Consider the following 20,056-nt stretch of genomic DNA (forward strand, 5'->3'; position numbering starts at 1 on the left):
GCTGTTTTGTTGGCAATTATTTTATTCGCGGGTAGATCCGCGCATGCACAAGTTCCGCCCATTTTTACACCCGGGACTGAATTGCACGATATTTATTGCCGCGCATGTGCCCATTTTTTCCCCGAGGTTTTGCCCGTTGACAGCGAGTTTCGGCTGGATAGAGCTATTTGTGGGACATCGGCGATAAGGGGTTTGACCGCGAATTGGGATCGTTTGCCTCCCGCAGCAAAAGAGGCATTTGCGTTTCTCCAGCAACGTCCCATTTTGAGTTATTCGGTTCTGTCTTCGGGGGGGCATTTCAAAATTCACTACAATACTGTGGGGACACACGCTGTTGCTCCAACAGACGCAAATGCCAATGGTGTGCCGGATTATGTCGATGAAGCTGCACGCATTTTTGAGGCAGTTTGGGATCTGCAGATCAATCGATTGGGCTACAATCCTCCTCCATCCGATGGCGATGGTGTTTACGATGTGTATATCAAAAATCTCGCTCTTCGATCGGTTTATGGCTATGCACATCCGATTGCATATACGGAATTGACGACGCCGAGTTATATAGAAATTGACAATAATTTTACGGATAGTATTTACCCCGTAAATTCACGCGGATTCAATGGTTTGCGCGTGACGGCTGCACACGAGTTTTTTCACGCGATTCAATTTGGGTATTATGCCGACTATGATGCTGCGTGGTGGCAGGAACTTACGGCGACCTGGATGGAGGATGTGGCCTATCCCGACGTAAATGATTTTTATCAGTACATCATAAATTGCCCGCGCAATTTTTCGTGTTTTCTCGACGATCCCGAAGCCTCATTGGACAAATACTCAGGCCTTAGTTATCGTCCTTTTGGCGCATCGATTTTTGCCCATCACATTGAGCAGGTTTACGGGGCAGATGTGATCAAAGGTGTTTGGGAGTTGCTCAAAAGACGCGATCCGAGCAATTATAGTTTGTCGCTTATTGATGATGGGATGCCTCTGGGAGGATTTGCCCAGGTGATGCCGCGGTTTGCCGCGTGGAATTATTTGACTGATATGCGTACGCGCCCCGGGTATTATGTTGAAGCGCGCGATTTGCCCTCGATAAAGCATGCCAATATATTCCTCGGCACAGGTGGCTCTTTTGAAGAGTCTAAAACGGTTGATCATTTGGGGACGACATATTTGCGCGTGGCAACTTCGAATATCGCTGGTGGGCTTCGGGGGACGTTTGCACTGGACAACCAGGGACAGTGGAAGTTGCTGGTTATGCTGATTTCTCCGTCTGGTGTTGAGCTATTGTACCCGCGCGGGACAACGGTGGTGATTCCAAGAGCCAATCGTTTTGACGAGGTGGTATTTATTGTGATGGAGACATCGCTTTCGGGCGATAGGCGGCGCGTGAATTACACATTTTCAACTGGCGGGAGTACGGCGACGGATCTCGTGTGCGATGTGGATGGAGATGGGCGCGTTGCATTTTCCGACTTTCTGCGCTTTGGGAATGGTTTTAAGCGCTTGCATACGGATGATAAGTACGATCCAAAATTGGATTTCAACGGGGATGGCCCTGTTGATTTTCGCGATTTTCTCATTTTTGTTTCCCATTTTGACGAATCGCGTTAAACGAGTTTGGTTATAATTTCCTTAGAAATCAAGACGTGGGATTAAAACTTCCAAGAGGGATGTCGCACTTATCAAGAGACGTTTGAGATTGGCACAGGAACTGGAGGCGAATTATGAACAGGAAAATTAAATTTGAGAAAAGCTCGGGCAATGTATTCAGGGATCTGGACTTGCCAGATGCGGAAGAATTATTTATCAAGGCAACGCTTGGATTTGAAGTGTTTCAGATTATAGAAGAGCGGAAGCTGACGCAGACAGAGGCAGCGGACATTTTAGGTGTGAAACAACCTGAAATATCCCGGTTAAAGAATGGGAAGTTTAATCATTACAGCGTTGCGCGATTAATGACATTTCTCAACCGACTAAATCGCGATATTGAGATCCGGATTATTCCTTCAAAAGATAGACAGGGGCAACAGCGGGTTGTTGCTGTTTAGTCCCTTTCTGTTTGTCTGTTTCTTATTGGTAGATACCATCGATAAGCGTCTTTCCAAATTCTGCGACAAACAAAAGAAAATCGCTAATACTTATTGTGCCGTCAAAATCTAAATCGCCATGTCTCGCCCTGAAAAGAGAGTCTTGTATCGCGGTAAAAATAGGAGCTGTGCGGTTCGGGTCACTCCACACGCCCTTGTTTTGGGCCTTTGCTTCCTCTTGCGCTGATACAAACTCATTTCGCTTTTCGTATTCGTGTTCAACGTCTGCTACTCCATATCCCTGCCTTACCAATTCAAGGTTAAACAAGACGCCGTCCAAATACACATAAACGAGCAACCTGTCAAAAGCGTCTTTTTGCTGGTGGTCAAAAGATAAGTGTACTTTTTTTCCGTACAGTCTTTGTCGTGTGTATTCTTTCGCTTCGGGGCCGTAAAAACCAACGGGTTCAAATGGGTGATTTGTCTCTGGCGTATCTACGCCTAACAAGCGCACGGTCACTGTGTATTCTAAATGCGTAACGTCTATTGTATCGCCGTCTTTCACATCGGTTACTGTAAAATACACGTCGTCAAGGTCAACGCATCCAGAAGGCGCATGGCAATGGTAGGTGTTATCCGATGTGTCAAAGTGACCGCCCTGTGAATCTTGCCCGCCTCCGTGGGCAATCGCTAATGAAAAAGAACAAAACAAATAGCCAAATATCAAAATCTTTTTCATGTTTCTACTCGCCTCTCAAAAATAGCAATTCTAAGCGTTTATCTCGCCTTTTAACCGCAGGCCGCGGGATACGAACACGCGCTCAAATAATTCAAATAGTCCCTGTACAATGAGTGCCAGCAATGCCGCGGGTACGGCTCCTTGTAAAATCAGACCGATATCATCTAATCGAATCCCCGTTAGAATGGGTTGTCCATATCCCCCGGCGCCAATTAGCGCCCCCAAAGTCGCCGTGCCCACATTGATCACAGCCGATGTTTTGATGCCCGCCAGAATCGACCGTGAGGCTATCGGTAATGTCACCAATCGAAGTTGTGCCCAGTCGGATAAACCCAATGCTGTTGCTGATTCTCGTATCCCCACTGGAATATCGTGCAGTCCCGCGTATGTGTTTCGCACTATGGGCAGCAAACTGTACAAAAACAGCGCCACAATCGCTGGCGCTCCGCCAATACCCAATAACGGAATCATAAATACCAGCAGTGCCAGGGATGGAATGGTCTGAATGATGCCCACCAATCCCAAAATAAGTTGTCCACCTCTTGCCCATCGGAATGCCACGATTCCCAGGGGAATTGACACCACAATCGCCCCGAAAAGAGAAATTCCCACCAGTGTCAAATGATCCCATGTGTGCCGCCAGAATCGAGCGCCAGCAGTTTCTTTTTTTATTTTGACCTGTACATTGAGGTTCTGAGCTAAAAAATCAGCCGCAACCTGGGCTTCTGACTTTTTTTCCAATTTGACCTGTGCATTCATGACCATCATTTTTTTTTCCGAAATCAGCCCCTCTAATTTTAAAATTTCCCTCACCACTTGAGGTGCTCGATCTATCAAATCTACCCGATAGACAATGACGGCATTGTAAATGGGGAAATGCTGCAAGTCATCCACCAGCGACCGCAACCCGTAATACTGAATCTCGGCATCTGTCGAATACATATCCATTACGTCAATTGTACCGCTCTCCAACCCGCGGTAGGCCAAATCGTGATCCAATCCGCTCACATTCTGATGTGGGAGTACATATCGGTTCCGCAAACTCGGCCACCCATCTCCTCTGTCCATAAACTCATTGCCAAATCCCAACTTCAAGTCTGGGTACTTCTTTAAATCCGAAATCGTCCGAATCCCCAGCGCTTCAGCTCTTGTTTCCACCATGCCCAGTACGTATGTATTGTTGAATCCCAGAGGCCGACTCATCACAAGGCCCATCTCTGCCAACCGAGCGCGAATATCTGCTTCATTACGCAAATTTTCTTCTGCCAAAATTTCCCGACTCAGGGTACCTGTGTAATCTGGATAAAGATCAATATCGCCCGCAATCAATGCATTCCACAATACCCGCGTTCCCCCCAACTCGCGCCGATGTGTAACCGGTGCGTTTACACTGCGGCCGATATGAGATAGTACTTCACCCAAAATGACCGACTCGGTAAACTTCTTTGATCCCACGACAATCTCTTGTGCCTGGGTTGAGGTGCTGAACAAAAAGGAAAATAGAATACACAGGGCGGTGAATTTCGCTGACGTTGTGGTGTAGTGCGTGCGCGTCATTTCGCTATCTCTCCCGGCGCCATACTTTCCAACGGACTTCTCTGCGCATGAATAAACTGCGTCACAAATTCATGCGCCGGGTTTTGCATCAAATTTTTCAAGCTTCCGATCTGGACGATCTCCCCTTCCCGTATCAACACAATTTGATCCCCGAAAAATCCCGCTTCGCCCATGTCGTGTGTCACCATCACTACTGTTTTGCCCAATGTCTGAAAAATCGAACGCAAATCCGATTGCAAATCCGCCCGAATCATCGGGTCCAGGGCACCGAGTGGTTCGTCTAATAGCAATACGTCGGGGTCCAGCATCAATGCACGCATCAATCCCACGCGCTGTTGCTGGCCACCTGACAATTCTCCTGGAAATCGGTCCAATCCATCTGCTGGGAAATGCGTTAAAGTTGCCAATGTCTCGATCCGGGAATCGATTCGATCCTCCGCCCAACCCAGATAATTTGCCATCAACGCTACATTTTTGCGCGCTGTTAAATGCGGAAATAAGCCCCCCTCTTGGATCACATAACCCATCTTCTGCCGCAGCGACAACACATTTGCTGGCGTCAGAACTTGTCTTTCATAAGTCACCGTGCCCTCGTCGGGCCAGATCAGTCCCACCATTAATCGAATTAAGGTTGATTTGCCACATCCACTCGGCCCAATTAACACCGTCGTCTGCTCAGGATGCACGCTCAGGTCAACTTCGCGCAGCGCCTGCAAAACGCCAAATGTTTTCGAGACACCTGTCACCTCAAACATAACGTCTCCATTCACACGTGATTTCTCAACATCAATTCCATGGGGTATGGGTTTAAGTAGGTTTGCTCGTGTACCCAGTCTGGTACGCGGTTGCGGTTGAGATGGTGTTTTAATAATGTGATAGGAACGATGAGAGGCAGCAGTCGCTGGCGATAGGATTCAAATACATCGAGCAGTTCTTTTTTGTCCGCGGTTGTCAGTTCGTTTTTTATAAATCCCATCAGGTGCATCAATACGTTTACGTGTTTGCCCGGTGTGCTCATTACTTTCAGGCCATCCATTAGCAATTTGCCGTATTGAAGCGCTATATCTTCGCGGGAAGACTGAGCGACCAGTTGGCCCAACTCGCTGTAGTGTTTTGGGCTGTGTGATAGAAGACTCATTTTGATTCCGGTGTGAAATTTTACCAGGCTACCGGGTGCTGGATTATGGGTCAACATTTGCTGCCATCGGTAATAGACAAATACGCGTTCGATAAAATTTTCCCGCAAGGGCAGATCATTTAGCCGACCTTCTTCTTCGATGGGCAATAAAGGGAATCGCGCTGTCAATGCTTTTGCAAATAGCCCGCGCCCATTGCGCGCGGGTATCTGCGTTTTTGTATTAAATACTCGTACGCGAAATAATCCACAACTCGGCGAGTCTTTTTTCAGTATATACCCATGTAAGTTCAGGTCTGTTAGTTCGTTGAGCCGTTTTTCTGCCCAGGCCTGCATGCCAGGGGTGTGATCTGTGCCCGATTTTGGTGCAATGAGTCGCGGTGTTTCCGCGTCGCCCTCGAGCCGGATGGTCTCGCGCGGAACGCCCATCCCCATTTCTACTTCTGGACATACTGGCACCCATTCGACGTAATTGCCCAATACGGTTGTCAAAAATGGCATGTGTTTGTGCCCGCCATTATACCGCACTTCTTCGCCGAGCAAACACGCGCTTACGCCGAGCCTCAGTTTTGATGTTGCCGCTTGCGTTTCTGCCATGTTACTATTATCTCCAATTGTTGACTGTACTCGACGCGATTAGCACCTTGCGACAGTATTCGCTTATTCTTGAGTCAGGTCCAATTGATACGTCAAATGCGTCAAGAAAGCATTTACAGATCTACAAGTCAAACACGAGGAGACCACATGCCCCTTCAATACTTTCAACTCACGGAGCACCTGTTCGTCCACCGCGATTGTATCAACGTTGGTATTTTGTGCGACGGCGAGCGTGCCCTCTTAATTGATTGCGGCAACGGCGATGTCAAAGAAACGCTCAATGCGCTCGGAATAACGACTCTCGATACCGTCCTTTTCACGCATCATCACCGCGATGGAGCCTCTGGTTTTCGACATCTGAGAACACGCCTTTCGCCGGAGACGCGCGTCGGTGTTCCCGCAGGAGAACGCCCGTGGTTCGACTCGGTCGAGACGTTCTGGAATGAGCCGAAAAACCGGTGGCATCTTTACGACTATCGTCCGCACAATCTGATGCTTACAGAATCGCTCGCCGTGACCGACACCTACGCTGAAAATGATTTGATTCAGTGGGGGAATGCCCAAATTACAGTCCTCAATACGCCCGGACATACGGACGGGAGTGTCTCTTATATCGTTTCGGTTGATGGCAAACGCTTTGCGTTCTGTGGTGATACCATCTACGACAAAGGGCAGATTTGGGATGTGTATAGCCTCCAAAAGGGGGAACAGACGCGGGATTATCACGGCTTCTTCGGTGCGAGAAAGGCGTTGGCGCCAAGCCTCCAGAAGTTGCGTCAGGTGGAGGCAAATGCGCTCATCCCTGCGCACGGAAAAGTGATGCCCCGGCCAGCAGATGCGATTGACACACTGCTCGAACGCATGGATACGTGCTACGATAAGTACGTCGCCATCTCTGCTCTGCGGCATTATTTTCCCAACCTGTTCACCGAATTTGAGGGGCGAGAAGGACACATGTCCATCCGCGAGGGAAAGGACGTGCCAGCATTCCTGCGCCATTACGGGACAACATGGCTCATTATCTCAGAGACGAAGGAAGCGTTCGTAATGGATTGCGGCAGTACCCGTATCCTGCAACAGATTCAGCAACTTCAAGCTGATGGTGAAATCTCAGATGTGACACAATTTTGGCTTACACATTACCACGACGACCATGTAGATGCTGTCCCCCAATTTCAAGCGGTTTATCCGTGTAAGACACTGACAGACCGCGTCGTTGCCCAGGTCATTGAAAAACCGCAGCGATTCCGCATTCCGTGTATTTCCCCTTCTGTTGCACGCATTCACCTGCGGACGCGTGATGGCGAATCGTGGCAATGGAACGAGTTCCAGATGACCGCCTACCACTTCCCCGGTCAGACGTATTATCACGGCGGATTACTGGTCGAAGGGAACGGGGTGCGCTTGTTCTTCGCAGGAGATTCGTTTACAATGGCGGGAATTGATGACTACTGCACTGGGAATCGCAACCTGCTCGGCAGCGCCGTTGGCTATGACCGATGTCTCGCTCTCATTGAAGAGTTGAAACCGACGCATATCTTTAACTGCCACGTTAACTGTGCCTTCGATTTTATCCCTGAAGAGATTCGACTGATGCGGGAAAATCTCGCCGAACGGGAAACACTCTACACCGATTTGTGCGCCTGGGACCACGCGAATTACGGACTCGACGAACATTGGATTCGGGCTGATCCCTACGAGCAGGAAGTCGGGTCAAAGCACTCTGTCAATTTGCACATCTATTTCACCAACCACTCCGAAGAGGCGCGGCGAGCGGGTTGTTGCCTCGTCCTGCCGGAATCGTGGGATATCCGCCTGCCGCAACAAGAGATAACAATTCCCGCCAAACAAGAGGGGCATATCAATTTCACCATACCCATTCCGGAGGGAAATCACGCCCGGTCCCAACGTCTGATCATTCCGATAGAAGTGACCTATGATGGGCGTTCACTCGGGCAATTTCGCGAAGCGGTTCTGGTTTTTTAGTCTTCCAATATCAGACCATCACGCCGTGCGAAAAGTATCGATGTTTCTGTTGCGCTACCATTCTCCTCACAGACCCACTGTGCTCGATGCGAGCCACAAATGGGGATGTGTTTCCAAAATCAAATCTGCCACCTTTTGTACCGCTTTTTTTACGCCCCAGGTGGGGCGCGGCTGACCCATTGGCGCCAGTTTGACCAATAGCTGATTGTTTTTGCGAAATAAGAGGGATATGCCGAAGTACTGGGCGAGTTCTCCTTCGCGGACCATGACTGAGATGAGGCCGTGATTGTCGGGCAATTGGCAGTAGATGTCTGTCATTTTGATCACGACCTGCATATCCCGATGGTTTTCGCGCCACACTTGATCTGCGGCCTGTTCGATAAGTGTCAGAATATCTTCGCGTTGGTATGCGCCTTCTAAAACGATATTTGGCATATTCCCGACCTTTTGAATGTGCGTTTCGACTGATAGTTCCGATTTCCGACGCCAGGCAAAATAGTGAATGGGTACACCTGCATCTATTGCTTTTTGTTCGTATTTGGTTGGGGTGCGTCCGGGTAACTGGCGCACAGATGGGGTTGCGTAAATGGATTGCAGGTCCGATTGTCGCGTCAATATATCGGTGATCCACGTTGCGTAATCTGCGTGATCTGTCGCTATGGTTACTCCGCCGTCCGGTTTTAATCGCTCTGCCAGTATTTTTACAAATGTATCTTGAATCAGGCGCCGATTGTGGTGTCGTTCTTTGGGCCAGGGATCTGAAAAATTGATCCATATTTCCGATAGAGATTGCGGGGCAAATACATGTTGTAATAAAAATGCGGCGTCGCCCTCTATTGCGCGCACATGATTTAATTTCAGGGCGTTTAATCGCCTGAACAATCGGCGCATGGATCCCCAGGCGCGTTCGATTCCGACAAAACACGCATCGGGACGCGCTGTTGCCATATCGGATAGAAAATGTCCATTGCCAAATCCGATTTCGAGGACGAGGTCGCCTGGCCGATCAAAAATTTGCGGCCAGTCTATCGGCCAATCCAGTTGCAGCCATGGGACTGTGTATTTTTGTATTTCCTCGCTTAGCGGTAGAGACATCATGCGTTTAGCTCATCTCCGGATTTCGGTAAAGCGTTTGACCTGAGCCGTCATAGCCACTTCCGTCGGCAGGCGTTCCATTGAGCTGGCGCCGTAAAAGCCATCGACTTCTGGAACCCGTTCGAGGATATAAGAGGCGTCTTCTGGTTCGGCAATAGGCCCGCCGTGGCAAAGTGTGATCACATCGTCCCGGATGGACTTGCAGGCGTTGCAAATCGCCTTTACTTCTTCCACGCAGTCATCGAGCGTTTTTGCCGTGTGCGCGCCAATTGTGCCCTTGGTTGTCAATCCCATGTGTGCCACTACAATATCGGCACCTGCTTCTGTCATGAGTTGTCCTTCTTCGACATTGAACGCATAGGGCGTTGTCAGAATGTCCATTTCATGGGCTGCTGCAATCATTTCCACTTCGAGGTGATAGCCCATTCCCGTCTCTTCCAGATTGGCGCGAAATAATCCGTCAATGAGTCCCACGGTTGGAAAATTTTGGATTCCCGCGAAGCCGAGGTCTCTCAATTCTCGCAAGAAGTGATCCCGCAACATGAATGGGTCTGTTCCATTCACCCCGGCGAGTACGGGTGTGTGTTCTACTGCTGTGATGACTTCATAAGCCATTTCTTTTACTATTTCGTTGGCATTGCCATAGGCCAGGACGCCCGAGAGCGATCCCCGCCCCGCCATGCGATAGCGTCCCGAGTTGTAAATTACGATTAGATCAATGCCGCCCGCTTCTTCGCATTTTGCCGAGATTCCCGTGCCAGCACCACCGCCGATGATCGGCAGTCCGTCTGCGATTTTTTTTCGCAGACGTTCTAATATTGATGTTCGGCTCTCTGCTGCCATTGTTGTCTCCTTGTGGTTTATCGTATTTCCTGGAAACTCGCCACCAGTGCTGCTGCAAATTCCGGGTCGTTGATATTGTTCGCCAGCCGCTTGATCTGGCGATTTTCCGTTTGTTCGATTTGTGCTTCCAGGGTTTCAAATAATGCCTGATCTGCATCTGGGTCGTGAAAGGGTTGTCCTTCATCATCGATTAACGATACGCCGTTTTCCGGAATTAGTATTTGAATTGGTACCTTTGATCGGTTCAATTTGTTCGCTATCCATTCGGCAAATTGGCGGTTTTCGTCCGCTGTCGTCCGCATCAATGTGACCTGGGCGTTGTGTACGTGAAGTGTGCGGTTTTTAAATTGTTCGGGGACGGTTTCCACCGCGCCAAAATTTACCATGTCGAGCGCGCCAAGGCTTACGATATAAGGTATTTCACGCGCGAGAATGCAATCCATTCGCTCAGGTCCGGCGGGAAATACGCCGCCTACTACTTCATCGGCTACTTCGGTTGTGGTAATATCCAGAACGCCGTCTATCATTCCACTTTCGACCAGTTTTTCCATTGCCTGTCCACCCGTTCCTGTGGCGTGAAATACCAGGCAGTCATATCCGTCTTTTTCCAGTGCCTCGCGGACCATGGTTACACACGGCGTTGTTACGCCAAACATGGTCATTCCAAGCGTGGGTTTGTCTTCGGCCTCTGCGACGGTGTTTACGACCATTCCCGCTATCGCATGCGCTGCATTGCCCAGTACTTGCCGCGATACGCGGTTGATTCCGGCTACATCTACCACGGAGTACATCATCGCTATGTCACAACACCCCACATAAGGCTCGGTGTTGCCACTGGCGACGGTGGATACCATGACTTTGGGTACGCCAATGGGCAATGCCTGCATTGCCGGCGTGATGAGTGCTGTGCCCCCGCTGCCTCCAATGCCAATAATACCCGCCACGTCGCCTTTGGCGTATTCTTGCAGCAAGTAGGCGCACAGTGCTTCTCCCATCGCTGTTACGGCTTCGCCCCGGTCCGTGTGCCCGATTACGGCGTCTGTTCCGCCCGCGTGACAGGCGGCTATGGTTTCCCGCGATACATCCGGCACGCCGCCCTGCGCGTCGCTCTGTGTGCCTACATCTACGACTGTCACATCTGTGCCCGCGTTTCGAATACATTCGGCGACATATCCGATTTCTTCACCTTTGGTATCCATTGTCGCTATTGCGTAAATACTGCCCATTATACTCTCCTCGATTTGATAAGTTGATTTTTAGCCGCTGTTCCATCGAATATTACCCGGTTCGGGAGAAGATAGCAATATCATTCCCTGTCTGCGCGCCCAATTGTGGGCGGCTCTGGCGAGCACGGGGTGGCCAGCATTTAGATATGTTAGAGCCATTTCCTCGGTGCCATACTGATGCAAGGCCTGGACGAGCAGGGGTTCTGCTTCAAATATCCCGTTTCGGATGAAGAAGGCGTGCGCGGCTGCTATAATCATAGTGCGTTTCTGTTCCATTGTTTGCAGGAGTTTATGGCGTGCTCTCAGTGTGGCAATCTCTCCCAGGGCTTCGGCAGAGCGCCATTGTACTTCTGGTTCGGGATGGTCAATATGTTCCAGAAAATAGGTTTCTATCTGGAGAGTCGCTTCTCGTTCCCGCCAGTTGGCATCCAGGCGGTCCAGCACCCGTACCATTCGTCGCGCCCATATTCGTCCTTTTCCGATAATTGAGATGAGGGAATCCGCCACAGACGCATCGCCGATTGATCCCAGGGCGTCGGCCGCTGCCCAGCGCACTTCGGCTGACTGATCGTTCAGCGTTTTCAACAGGGGAGCGATGGCACCGCGGTCCCCAATTTCTCCCAAAGCCTCGGTCGCAATGCGCCGGACCTGTACCGATGTGTCGTCCAACTGCTCAGTTAGCAAAGCTGTTGCACGGGGGTCCTTCAGCACTCCCAGAGTTTGTATTGTTCCCAGGCGAAATACGCCGTGTTCTGTATTGGACAGGATGGTCATGAGTGGTTCGACGGCTCGCGTATCGCGCAGTTCGCCCAGTGCCAGTGCAGCGGTTGAAACGATGCCGGGATCTCGATGTTCGAGGGCTTCTACCAGTGGTTCGACGGCGCGTGTATCGCGCAGTTCACCCAGGGCTTTTATAGCGATGTACTGCACCTGGATATTTGGATCTTTTAGTGCCTTAAGGAGAGACGGAACGACCCGGGCGTCTCCGATCTGCCCCAGGGCCTCGACAGCCTGCATCCGTGCGATCAGGTCTCCGTTCGCCAGTTGTGCGACAAAAAAGTCCATGGTAGCACCCGCACGCGTTTTCCACTCGGCATCCATTTCCGATAGTACCTGAACTACCTGGTAGCGCGATTGGTTTGGCAGCTTCAGTTCGTCAATCAGGCGATTGATCGCTTCTTCAGCAGGTGCAGAAGTACGCCACGATGGATCGATGGTGTTGAGTGCCCATACCATTACCCGGCGCAGTTCTCTGTCCGTCTGTGGCAGTGCCTCAATCAGGGGTGCCAGGGCCTGTTGACTTTTTATGCGGGCAAGGGTCAACGCGGCGACCCACCGCACATCGCGTGCCCTATCGGTCAGCGCGGTGGTCAGTGCCTGAATGGATCGGTCGCCACCTGCGGTACCCAGACTTTGAATTGCTCCCAGGCTCAGGGGACCTTCTCGCTCTTGCGCGATCCGCAGCAAGGTTTCTACAGCCTTTTCGCCTCCGATATTGCCCAGGGCTTCGACTGCGCTCAGACCTACCATGACATTTGGGTCGCGAACAATCGCAATCAGAGAATCTACTGCCTGCCGATCTCCCAATTTACCCAGGGCTTCGCTTGCGGCCAATCTTACCTGTGGTTCTCGGTCTTTCAGAGTTTGGATGAGTGCCAGAACCGCACGCCGGTCACCCATTTCCCCCAGTTGTATTGCTGCGCGGGCGCGCTCTGCAGCATTGGGATGCTCCAAAATTTGTATCCAGTCGTCGGCTTTGGACGCGCAGCCCAAAAAGCCCAAAATAATTAGCCATAAACCACTTTTAGTGATCACATACGTCTCCTGAGAAAGGCTTTGTGTCTTATGTTGACAGCGAATACCCGCTGCGGTATCATTGGGTATTCACAAACTGTTTGTCGATGGGGAATGCGTTCATGAATCGATTCTTACTGGTTTGGTTGGTCTGTTTCGCGGTCGCCTGTGGTTCGTCCGATAAGGGTCTCGATCCCGAAGAAGTTCCCACTTTTTCCGAAGGCGATATTTTGCTCACAGATGCCGCCCAGCGCGCGCTGTTTCGCATCCATCCCGGTACGGGAGACCGCACTGTTGTCAATGACCGCATCGGCGGTGTTCCCCGGCAGATCGCCCGGGATGCCAATGGCGACCTTCTGATGACTCTCTCTGGAAGCGGTCTGCCCATTGTCCTGCGGTTCGATGTCCGAACGGGCGATCTTTTTATTGTGTCTTCAGGCGGTAGCCCCATAGATCCCAATGTCCCGATTATCGGTTCAGGTCCCGCGTTTTTGGGACCGGTCGGCTTAGTGCGAGAATCATCTGGACAACTCATAGTTGGCGATCAGCCATCTGCTACTATTTTCCGCGTTGATCCCAATAGTGGAGATCGCACAGTTGTCTCTGGTCCCGGTCGAGGTGATGGACCGCCCTTTACTGGTGGTATCAAGCAGTTTGCCCTGGAGGCCGATGGCAATCTCCTATTGGTGGTCGGCTCAGTTTCACAGGGGGGTGAGGGACGTATTTTCCGCATTGATCCCAATAGTGGTGACCGCACGGTCGTCTCTGGTCCAGAAATGGGTGAGGGACCCCGATTGATGGATCCGGAAGGGATTGTTCTGAGCACCCTTAACACCATTTTTGTCACGGATATCGGTCAGGCCGCTGTTATCCGAGTTGATCCTCGCAGTGGAGACCGCACCATTATTTCAAGCCCTTTTATGGGTGGGGGTGAATTGCCCGATATTCCCTCTGGCCTCGCTTTTAATACGCTTGATCAACTCCTGGTGGCAGATCGCACCGTTATCTACCGCGTGGATATCGATACTGGCGATCGTACTGTTATCTCGGCGCCGATTATTGGTCAGGGCGAACCTTTTCTGGTGGCGGATGATATTTTTGTGATTAAGAATTGATTTATCTGACCTTTTTGTTCCGAATCATTTGCAGGCCCTGTCGTGCGTCCGGATGGGTTGGGTCGATTTGAACCGCGCGTTCGAAATATACCTGTGCCGAGTCCGTGCGGCCCTGATTGAGCAATAGCGTTCCCAACTTCACATGGCCATCGTAGAACCGGGGTGCAAGCTCGATTGAGCGGAGAAATGACGCTTCTGCACCCGCCGTATCTCGGAATCTTTCCAGGGCCATTCCCAGATCGTAATGCGCTGTGAAAAGCGTGGGTTCCAGGTCGAGGGCTTTTCGAAATTGGGCAATGGCGAGGCCGAGAAATCCCCGCCGGTCCAGTGCATATCCGATTTGCAAATAGGCTTCTACATCTCCGGGAGCCAGCGCATCGGCTGCTGCTTGCTCTCGCGCGGCCAGGTCCATCCGACCATTTCCCGCGTGGCGCGCCGCCCGCTCCAGGTGCATCATATAGACTTCGCACTGCCGGCTCAATGCCACTCCCGAGCGATAAACACCCAATCCGATGCCCACAAATAATGCGACCACGCCGATGCGGAAAAGCCATTGTCTGCCCCACCAGGCGCGGCCCTGCAGGAATAAGACCGCGGCTACCGGTGATGTGACAAAACCTGTACCGAATCCCTCAGCTACCCAGGCGATAACCGCAGAGGCCAGAATATAGGGCATGGATACTTTTGGCAATGCCATGAGACATAGCAGGGCGAGGGGAATCAGCGAAATTAGCAGGTCTGGTCGTCCGCCAATGCCCACCTGCGCTACGATCATTACCGCTGTGAACAGCCCTATGCACACCCACATCAATTCATGCCGAGACCTTTGCTTGCTTTCGGCTGTTTCCACGGTTGTGGAGCCTGCGCCGGTCAGTGCCAGAACGCCCAGAGTCAGGATGCTTATCCAGTGCCAGATTACAAAGGGTTGCGTGGGTACTGCGCGTGAAATCGGCTCGGAAAACAGGTGTAAAAACAGATGTAAAAGAAATACGCCCCACAGCGCGTGCGCCCAGACTCTGCGCCGATGGGGCGTACAGAATACCAGAAAATAGGGGATAAAGAACTCGAATCCCACCGCAAACCACTCCGCTATTCCCACAGTTGGCACACCTGCAAAGAAACGATTGTGCGTCGGTATGCTCCACAGCCACCAGCCCGCGGCTGCCGCTCCGCCTTCTACCCCATATCCCACGGCTGCCATTCCCACGCAAGTCATCCCTACAGTGGCCATTAAATCGCCTTTAAGTGCGGGTATCCGCGCCAGCACCCGCTCAGCGAGCCACCAACTCACATAGAGGGCAAAAATCCATCCGATTACCGCTTGTAGAGACGCTGAAAAAATTTGTACTACCGGCTGCGTGAATACATAGGGCATCACGCCCCCCTGCGATTCCACTGTGATCCAGTGAATCACATTTCCCCGCACGACACCAAATAGAAATGCCGAGATGAAAAAACTCAGCGCAATGCGGCGGCCCCGATGGGACCAGGCGTGCCACATCAGCAGGGCTATCGCCGCAGCAGAGGGCACAAAAAGCAGAAGCGTTTTCATGGCTCCTCTTGTTTTATATTATGATGTCTGACTGCGTATGGGGTGCGTGGTTTTTGATAAACCAGAGATAGAGCACCTGACTGTAGGAAAAAAATACCATCTGTTTCCGTTGGAAAAAGGGTTCCAGTTCTTTTTGCAATTTCCGCAGGTTGTAAAACGGCACGCCCGGGAAATAGTGGTGTTCCAGGTGATATGTCGAAAACAGATATAGAAAATTCCATATCCAATTGGATCGCATGAGGGTTGTCCAGTTGGCGATTTCATCTGGATTTATCACATAGTGCTGCCCCAACCGGTTGACAGTAAAAGCAATGGGAAAAATAAAAAATACCGGAAAAAGATGCGCTTTAAAAGCAAACCACGGGTCCAGCGTCCAGAACCACGTCAGGATTCCCAGGTGCAGGATGATTCCCAACGTGCGTTCTCGTTTGATCTGACGGCACAGTTGTTCTGGATAGCCTTTGAAGGTTTCGGCTACTGCCCGAAAATAAATGGGGAATAGCATTGGCGTGCAGTAAAGTAGCTTGAACCAAGGTGAATTGATGCGGGGTGACAGGTGCGCGCGTTTGGGGTCGGCCTGCAAGGAACCCAGGTGATCGTGATGGTCCAGATGCCACCGCTTGAACTGTGAAGATGCCAGCCCGGAAATCCACCCGTACACAAGCCCCAGGAGGTCGTTGAGGCGGTGCTTCTTGCGGAAAATGCACCGATGTACGGATTCGTGTAGCAAAACGGAGAAGCTGAAAATTACGAATCCCAGGAGTACGCTTGCGGGAAACCAGGCCCAGAATGAATCGACGTGGTAAATCCAGACGGGTAGTCCCACCAGCAGTGCTATCTGCCGGAAGGCGATCCAAAAATGTCGCCAGGGCCGCCGCTGGTGCAGGTCTGTCAGCCGTTCCTTTGAAATTGCCGCCCGCAGTTCCCGGTTTAAGTCTCGCGCATGGTCGTGATATGTCAGTTCCGCCGCCATGGCAAACCTCCGCGTTAGCCGATTGCAAATACGTACACAAACCCCACATGTCCCGCCATCAATAGCAAATACATGTGTTTCCAAGAAATGTGATTGGATTCAAATGTTAATGCCTCGGGGCGCTTCAACATCAACCACCCGACATACCCGCCCCAAAATGCCAGAGAGCCAAGCCACTGCGCGCTCGACGGCACCCATTCCCACATCGCACCAATGGGAATGAGCGCAAAGGGCAATACCAGAAAAGGCAGTATCATCCACGCTGCTCGCCGGGGTCCCAATAGTACGGGTAATGTCTTCATGCCGAAGGCGCGGTCTCCTTCCACATCTGCGAAATCTTTGGTGTTGCTGGCTCCAAACACGTAGAGGCCGAATACCAGGCCCACAAACCAGGGTGCCGGGTGCCATATAGGTTCCACAACTGCCCATCCCCCTATGGGTAGCAAACACCCCCGTCCGAATCCCAGTGCCAGACTTGAAGAGAGTGCGTGTCGTTTCAGCCGCAAGGGCGGTGCTGAATAGGCAAGCGTGAGCAATGCACCCACCGCGAAGATGCCCAGCAGTCGGGGATGTACCAGATAGGCGAGACCGAGGGCGATGATATAACACGCGGTTCCCAGCAGTGCCGCCCCGCGCATGGATACGCTTCCCGAGGGCATGGGGCGGGTGGGTTTGTTGATCCGATCAATTTCCAGATCGCAGCACTGGTTGATGATGTTCGATCCCGCATTCAGGATTGTGACAGCCAGCGTGCCTACCAGGCCCGCTGTTGGGATTTCTCCGCCGGTAGCCATTGCCGATCCCGCGAGAAATCCGACGGCAGGTGCCAGTAGTGTGAAGGGTCGCGCGAGTACCACAAAGGCGCGGAATCCATTTTGTTCCATAGAATTGCTCATTCGCTTTGGGCCTTTGTTCCCTGCTTATCCACCACGTAAAAACGGGCTGTTTTGAACACTTCAATGTCGCGGTTTAGATCTTTTACGGAGACGACTACTTCGTGTTGACCGGGTGCGATATCTCCCAAATCCAGTTCTACAAAGTTTTCGCTTTTTGTTTGCGTGCCCGTTTGCTCATACCGAATCGTCACTTCCTCTCTGCTACCGCCCGATAGCATCCGGCCCAGCCCCGATAGCGCGCGGATCAGCAGCGGCGTATGGTTGGCGTCTCGCACTGTATAGGCGACTTCGTAGCGCGTCTGTCCAAATGAATCGCGCAGCAAATTGTAGATTTCAAAATAAATAAAAAACGATGTTTCCTGGTAGAATATCCGACCTGGCGAGGGATCGACCCGGAAGCCCGATCTCACAAACTGGCCCGTGGTTCCCGAATCTACCTGAGCTACTGCACGGGCTACCTGGATGCCGCTGACCATCAGTGTATCCCGGTTGTATGAATCTACCGGTACAGCTTTTTGATAAACGCCCATCAAGTCCACTTCTGGGCGCCAGACTTGAACGGCGAGCATATAATCGCCCGGGGGCACGTCCATTGGAAATTCTTCCACCAGTACGGATCTGCTGCCCCGTGGTGCCATGACTTCAACATCGCCCTGTACGCGATAGACTTTTCCAGAGCGCTCGTTGATCAGGGCTACCCGACGCTGTACCCGCGCCGTGTCGCTGGCATCCTGCACATAGAGGTTGCGGGTGGGTACTCCCATGAATACCCGAATTTCTGTATTGTCGTCTGTTCCTTTAAAATCCACTGTATCAAAATGAAAATCCAGTGGTTCGTAATAACTAATGTTATAGACTTCGGGTATGTCCCGGGTGATGCGGGGCATGAAGGTGGCCGGCGAATATTCCGAGAATAGTCGCGATATCCGCAGGGTTTGGTCGTGCCCAAAACGTTCCAAGCGGTTTCGGTCTTCTGTGGTCAGAACGGGCGGCGGCGCGTAATCGTAACGCCCGGAGGTAAATTCGTCGGTAAATACCACTTCGATGCCTCCGCCGATGCGGGTGTAAAACCATACTTCCCATTTCACGGTCATTCCGGCAATGCCCGTTGTCACGGGTTTGTACCCGTAAAATCCCAGGGTGTCTTCAGCGGCCATGCCCGCCCGGGCCTGCATGGAACCTTCAAAGGGCATGCGGGGCAGGTCGTCCAGTTCGGGGTTGTCTTCGTCGATGATGTTGATAAATCTTTCTGTTTTCACTGGATATACAGGTCCCAGAAACGTGTGGTGTACACCATCGGGACCGTAGAGCCGGCGGGCGAGTTCTGTCTGGATGATTTCCACTGGTTGGGGTACGTTGAGGTTTAATGAGCGGGAAGTGGAGCGGTGGTCTGGTTCCCCATAACGGATATAGACCTCACCTCGCCGATCATAGGGAAATTGCTTTCGTCCGTAGTTTTCCCGCGCATAGAGCACCCGCCGATAGTGCTCGCACCATCGCATCAGTCCGCCACTGGCTTTCAGGGGGTCTTTTCTCAGCCAGAATCGCCGCAGGAAATCTCTCCGGCGCTCTGGTGGGCTTTGTCGATAGGCCTCCGCTTCTCTGGATATCGCTACAATCGATATATCCCAGTAGAGTGCTCCTTCCTCTTCAGATAGTGTGGAAATGTATTCTTCAAAAGCGATGAGCGCGTCTTCGAAATTGCCCCGCTCCATGAGTATTTGTCCCAGAATCGCATAGCCCCTCGGGTCTTCCAGCCGACCCAGCAGGCGTTCGGCTTCTGCCTTTTTGCCCGATTCGGCCAGGCTGCGGATAAACAGGTAGGCCGCTTCCTGGTCTTTGGGCTGGCGCTTGAGGTACTGGTCGTAATAATAAACCGCTACCTGATCCAATTTGTCGTCATTGTAGAGCTGGCCAAGAAGCAGATATCCCGGCGCGTATTCGGGATCGATCTGGATTGCCCGTCCCGCCGCTTTTACGGCATCGCCTGTTTCAGATATTCGATAGAGGCGGGCGAGATGGTAGTACATTTTTGCCTGGGTCGAATCCAGTGCTACGGCTCTTTGCAAATGGGGGCGGGCACCCCGCCAGTCGTTTTTCAAATCCAGATAAGCCAGCCCTGAGCCCAGATGCGCTTCCACCCACGCCGAATCGGCCTGCACTGCTTTGCGAAATGCTTTGATAGCGTCGTCGGCCTGTTTAGACTGGAGGTGGAGTTGTCCGATCATGGTCAGCACCCGCGCAGGCTGGGATTGCTGTCCGACGATCTTTTCCAGGTCTTTGACGGCCTGTTTTATACTGTCTTTGTGCGAGGCCTGCAATGCCCGGGCGTAAATCGACTCGGCGTTTTCAGCATGTACCGTTCCGGTCCCGCATAATCCGATAAAAAGGCCAATCGCAAGATAGAAATAATAATTTTTCATTGTGCTGTGTTCACAAGAGATGTGATTCTCCGCAAGGTTTTCTAAAGTATAACAAAAAAATAGAATGGAATCGCTGTTTTTTCGCGCTGGTCTCTCTT

The 20,056-nt window shown here is 51.6% G+C and carries 16 protein-coding genes and 1 pseudogene; 5 read left to right on the forward strand and 12 right to left on the reverse strand.

Translation table 11 applies throughout. From position 1 onward, the window contains the following. The first annotated feature begins 6 nt into the window (after positions 1–6). The 3 genes and pseudogenes from F4Y39_22590 to F4Y39_22600 all read left to right on the forward strand — a co-directional run bounded on the left by F4Y39_22590 (position 7) and on the right by F4Y39_22600 (position 2,048). Positions 7–1,611, forward strand: a complete 1,605-nt coding sequence (locus F4Y39_22590; protein MYC16528.1) for a hypothetical protein — start codon at positions 7–9, stop codon at positions 1,609–1,611. Positions 1,612–1,636: 25 nt separating this feature from the next. Continuing rightward, positions 1,637–1,741 (forward strand): annotated as a pseudogene (locus F4Y39_22595) (type II toxin-antitoxin system RelE/ParE family toxin). Next, complete coding sequence (locus tag F4Y39_22600) at positions 1,725–2,048, forward strand: XRE family transcriptional regulator (protein ID MYC16529.1); 324 nt, start codon at positions 1,725–1,727, stop codon at positions 2,046–2,048. The pseudogene F4Y39_22595 and the gene F4Y39_22600 overlap by 17 nt, the downstream one beginning before the upstream one ends. 22 nt (positions 2,049–2,070) lie before the next feature. Here the strand turns inward: F4Y39_22600 and F4Y39_22605 are convergent, their stop codons facing one another. The 4 genes from F4Y39_22605 to F4Y39_22620 are packed head-to-tail and all read right to left on the reverse strand — an operon-like array spanning position 2,071 to position 6,055. Then, positions 2,071–2,766, reverse strand: coding sequence for a thermonuclease family protein (locus F4Y39_22605; protein MYC16530.1), 696 nt, complete (start codon positions 2,764–2,766; stop codon positions 2,071–2,073). Between the two features lie 30 nt (positions 2,767–2,796). Further along, entirely contained in the window at positions 2,797–4,323 is a 1,527-nt protein-coding gene (locus tag F4Y39_22610; GenBank protein MYC16531.1) for an ABC transporter permease subunit, read from the reverse strand. Continuing rightward, entirely contained in the window at positions 4,320–5,078 is a 759-nt protein-coding gene (locus tag F4Y39_22615; GenBank protein MYC16532.1) for an ATP-binding cassette domain-containing protein, read from the reverse strand. The genes F4Y39_22610 and F4Y39_22615 overlap by 4 nt, the downstream gene beginning before the upstream one ends. Positions 5,079–5,089: 11 nt before the next feature. Further along, positions 5,090–6,055 carry a DUF523 and DUF1722 domain-containing protein gene (locus F4Y39_22620; GenBank protein MYC16533.1) on the reverse strand — a complete coding sequence of 322 codons (966 nt, stop codon included), beginning with the start codon at positions 6,053–6,055 and terminating at the stop codon, positions 5,090–5,092. 96 nt (positions 6,056–6,151) lie between these two features. Between F4Y39_22620 and F4Y39_22625 the strand changes: the two genes are divergently transcribed. Further along, entirely contained in the window at positions 6,152–8,041 is a 1,890-nt protein-coding gene (locus tag F4Y39_22625; protein ID MYC16534.1) for an MBL fold metallo-hydrolase, read from the forward strand. A 66-nt stretch (positions 8,042–8,107) separates the two neighbouring features. Here the strand turns inward: F4Y39_22625 and trmB are convergent, their stop codons facing one another. From trmB to F4Y39_22645, 4 genes are read right to left on the reverse strand one after another with little or no spacing between them, the layout of a single operon-like run. After that, a complete protein-coding gene (gene trmB / locus F4Y39_22630; GenBank protein ID MYC16535.1) occupies positions 8,108–9,139 on the reverse strand; it encodes a tRNA (guanosine(46)-N7)-methyltransferase TrmB in 1,032 nt (343 codons plus the stop codon). Positions 9,140–9,148: 9 nt separating this feature from the next. After that, a complete protein-coding gene (locus F4Y39_22635) occupies positions 9,149–9,979 on the reverse strand; it encodes a phosphoenolpyruvate hydrolase family protein (protein ID MYC16536.1) in 831 nt (276 codons plus the stop codon). A 17-nt stretch (positions 9,980–9,996) separates the two neighbouring features. Then, positions 9,997–11,205 (reverse strand): UPF0261 family protein, encoded by a 1,209-nt coding sequence (locus tag F4Y39_22640; protein ID MYC16537.1) that lies wholly within the window; start codon positions 11,203–11,205, stop codon positions 9,997–9,999. Between the two features lie 30 nt (positions 11,206–11,235). Then, positions 11,236–13,020, reverse strand: a complete 1,785-nt coding sequence (locus tag F4Y39_22645; protein ID MYC16538.1) for a HEAT repeat domain-containing protein — start codon at positions 13,018–13,020, stop codon at positions 11,236–11,238. A 101-nt stretch (positions 13,021–13,121) separates the two neighbouring features. On the opposite strand from F4Y39_22645, the gene F4Y39_22650 reads away from it, so the two are divergent. Beyond that, positions 13,122–14,114, forward strand: coding sequence for a hypothetical protein (locus F4Y39_22650; protein MYC16539.1), 993 nt, complete (start codon positions 13,122–13,124; stop codon positions 14,112–14,114). Position 14,115: 1 nt separating this feature from the next. Here the strand turns inward: F4Y39_22650 and F4Y39_22655 are convergent, their stop codons facing one another. The 4 genes from F4Y39_22655 to F4Y39_22670 are packed head-to-tail and all read right to left on the reverse strand — an operon-like array spanning position 14,116 to position 19,958. Then, a complete protein-coding gene (locus F4Y39_22655) occupies positions 14,116–15,666 on the reverse strand; it encodes a tetratricopeptide repeat protein (protein ID MYC16540.1) in 1,551 nt (516 codons plus the stop codon). A gap of 13 nt (positions 15,667–15,679) precedes the next feature. After that, positions 15,680–16,639, reverse strand: coding sequence for a hypothetical protein (locus F4Y39_22660; protein ID MYC16541.1), 960 nt, complete (start codon positions 16,637–16,639; stop codon positions 15,680–15,682). A gap of 14 nt (positions 16,640–16,653) precedes the next feature. Next, the gene (locus tag F4Y39_22665; GenBank protein ID MYC16542.1) at positions 16,654–17,535 is read right to left on the reverse strand and encodes a hypothetical protein; all 882 of its coding nucleotides are present in this window, start codon (positions 17,533–17,535) and stop codon (positions 16,654–16,656) included. Continuing rightward, on the reverse strand, positions 17,532–19,958 hold the full coding sequence (locus F4Y39_22670) for a GWxTD domain-containing protein (protein MYC16543.1): 2,427 nt from the start codon (positions 19,956–19,958) through the stop codon (positions 17,532–17,534). Before F4Y39_22670 ends, F4Y39_22665 begins: the two co-directional genes overlap by 4 nt. Between the last annotated feature and the right edge of the window lie 98 nt (positions 19,959–20,056).

The organism is Gemmatimonadota bacterium, from assembly GCA_009838845.1.
Taxonomy (GTDB): Bacteria; Latescibacterota; UBA2968; order UBA2968; family UBA2968; genus VXRD01.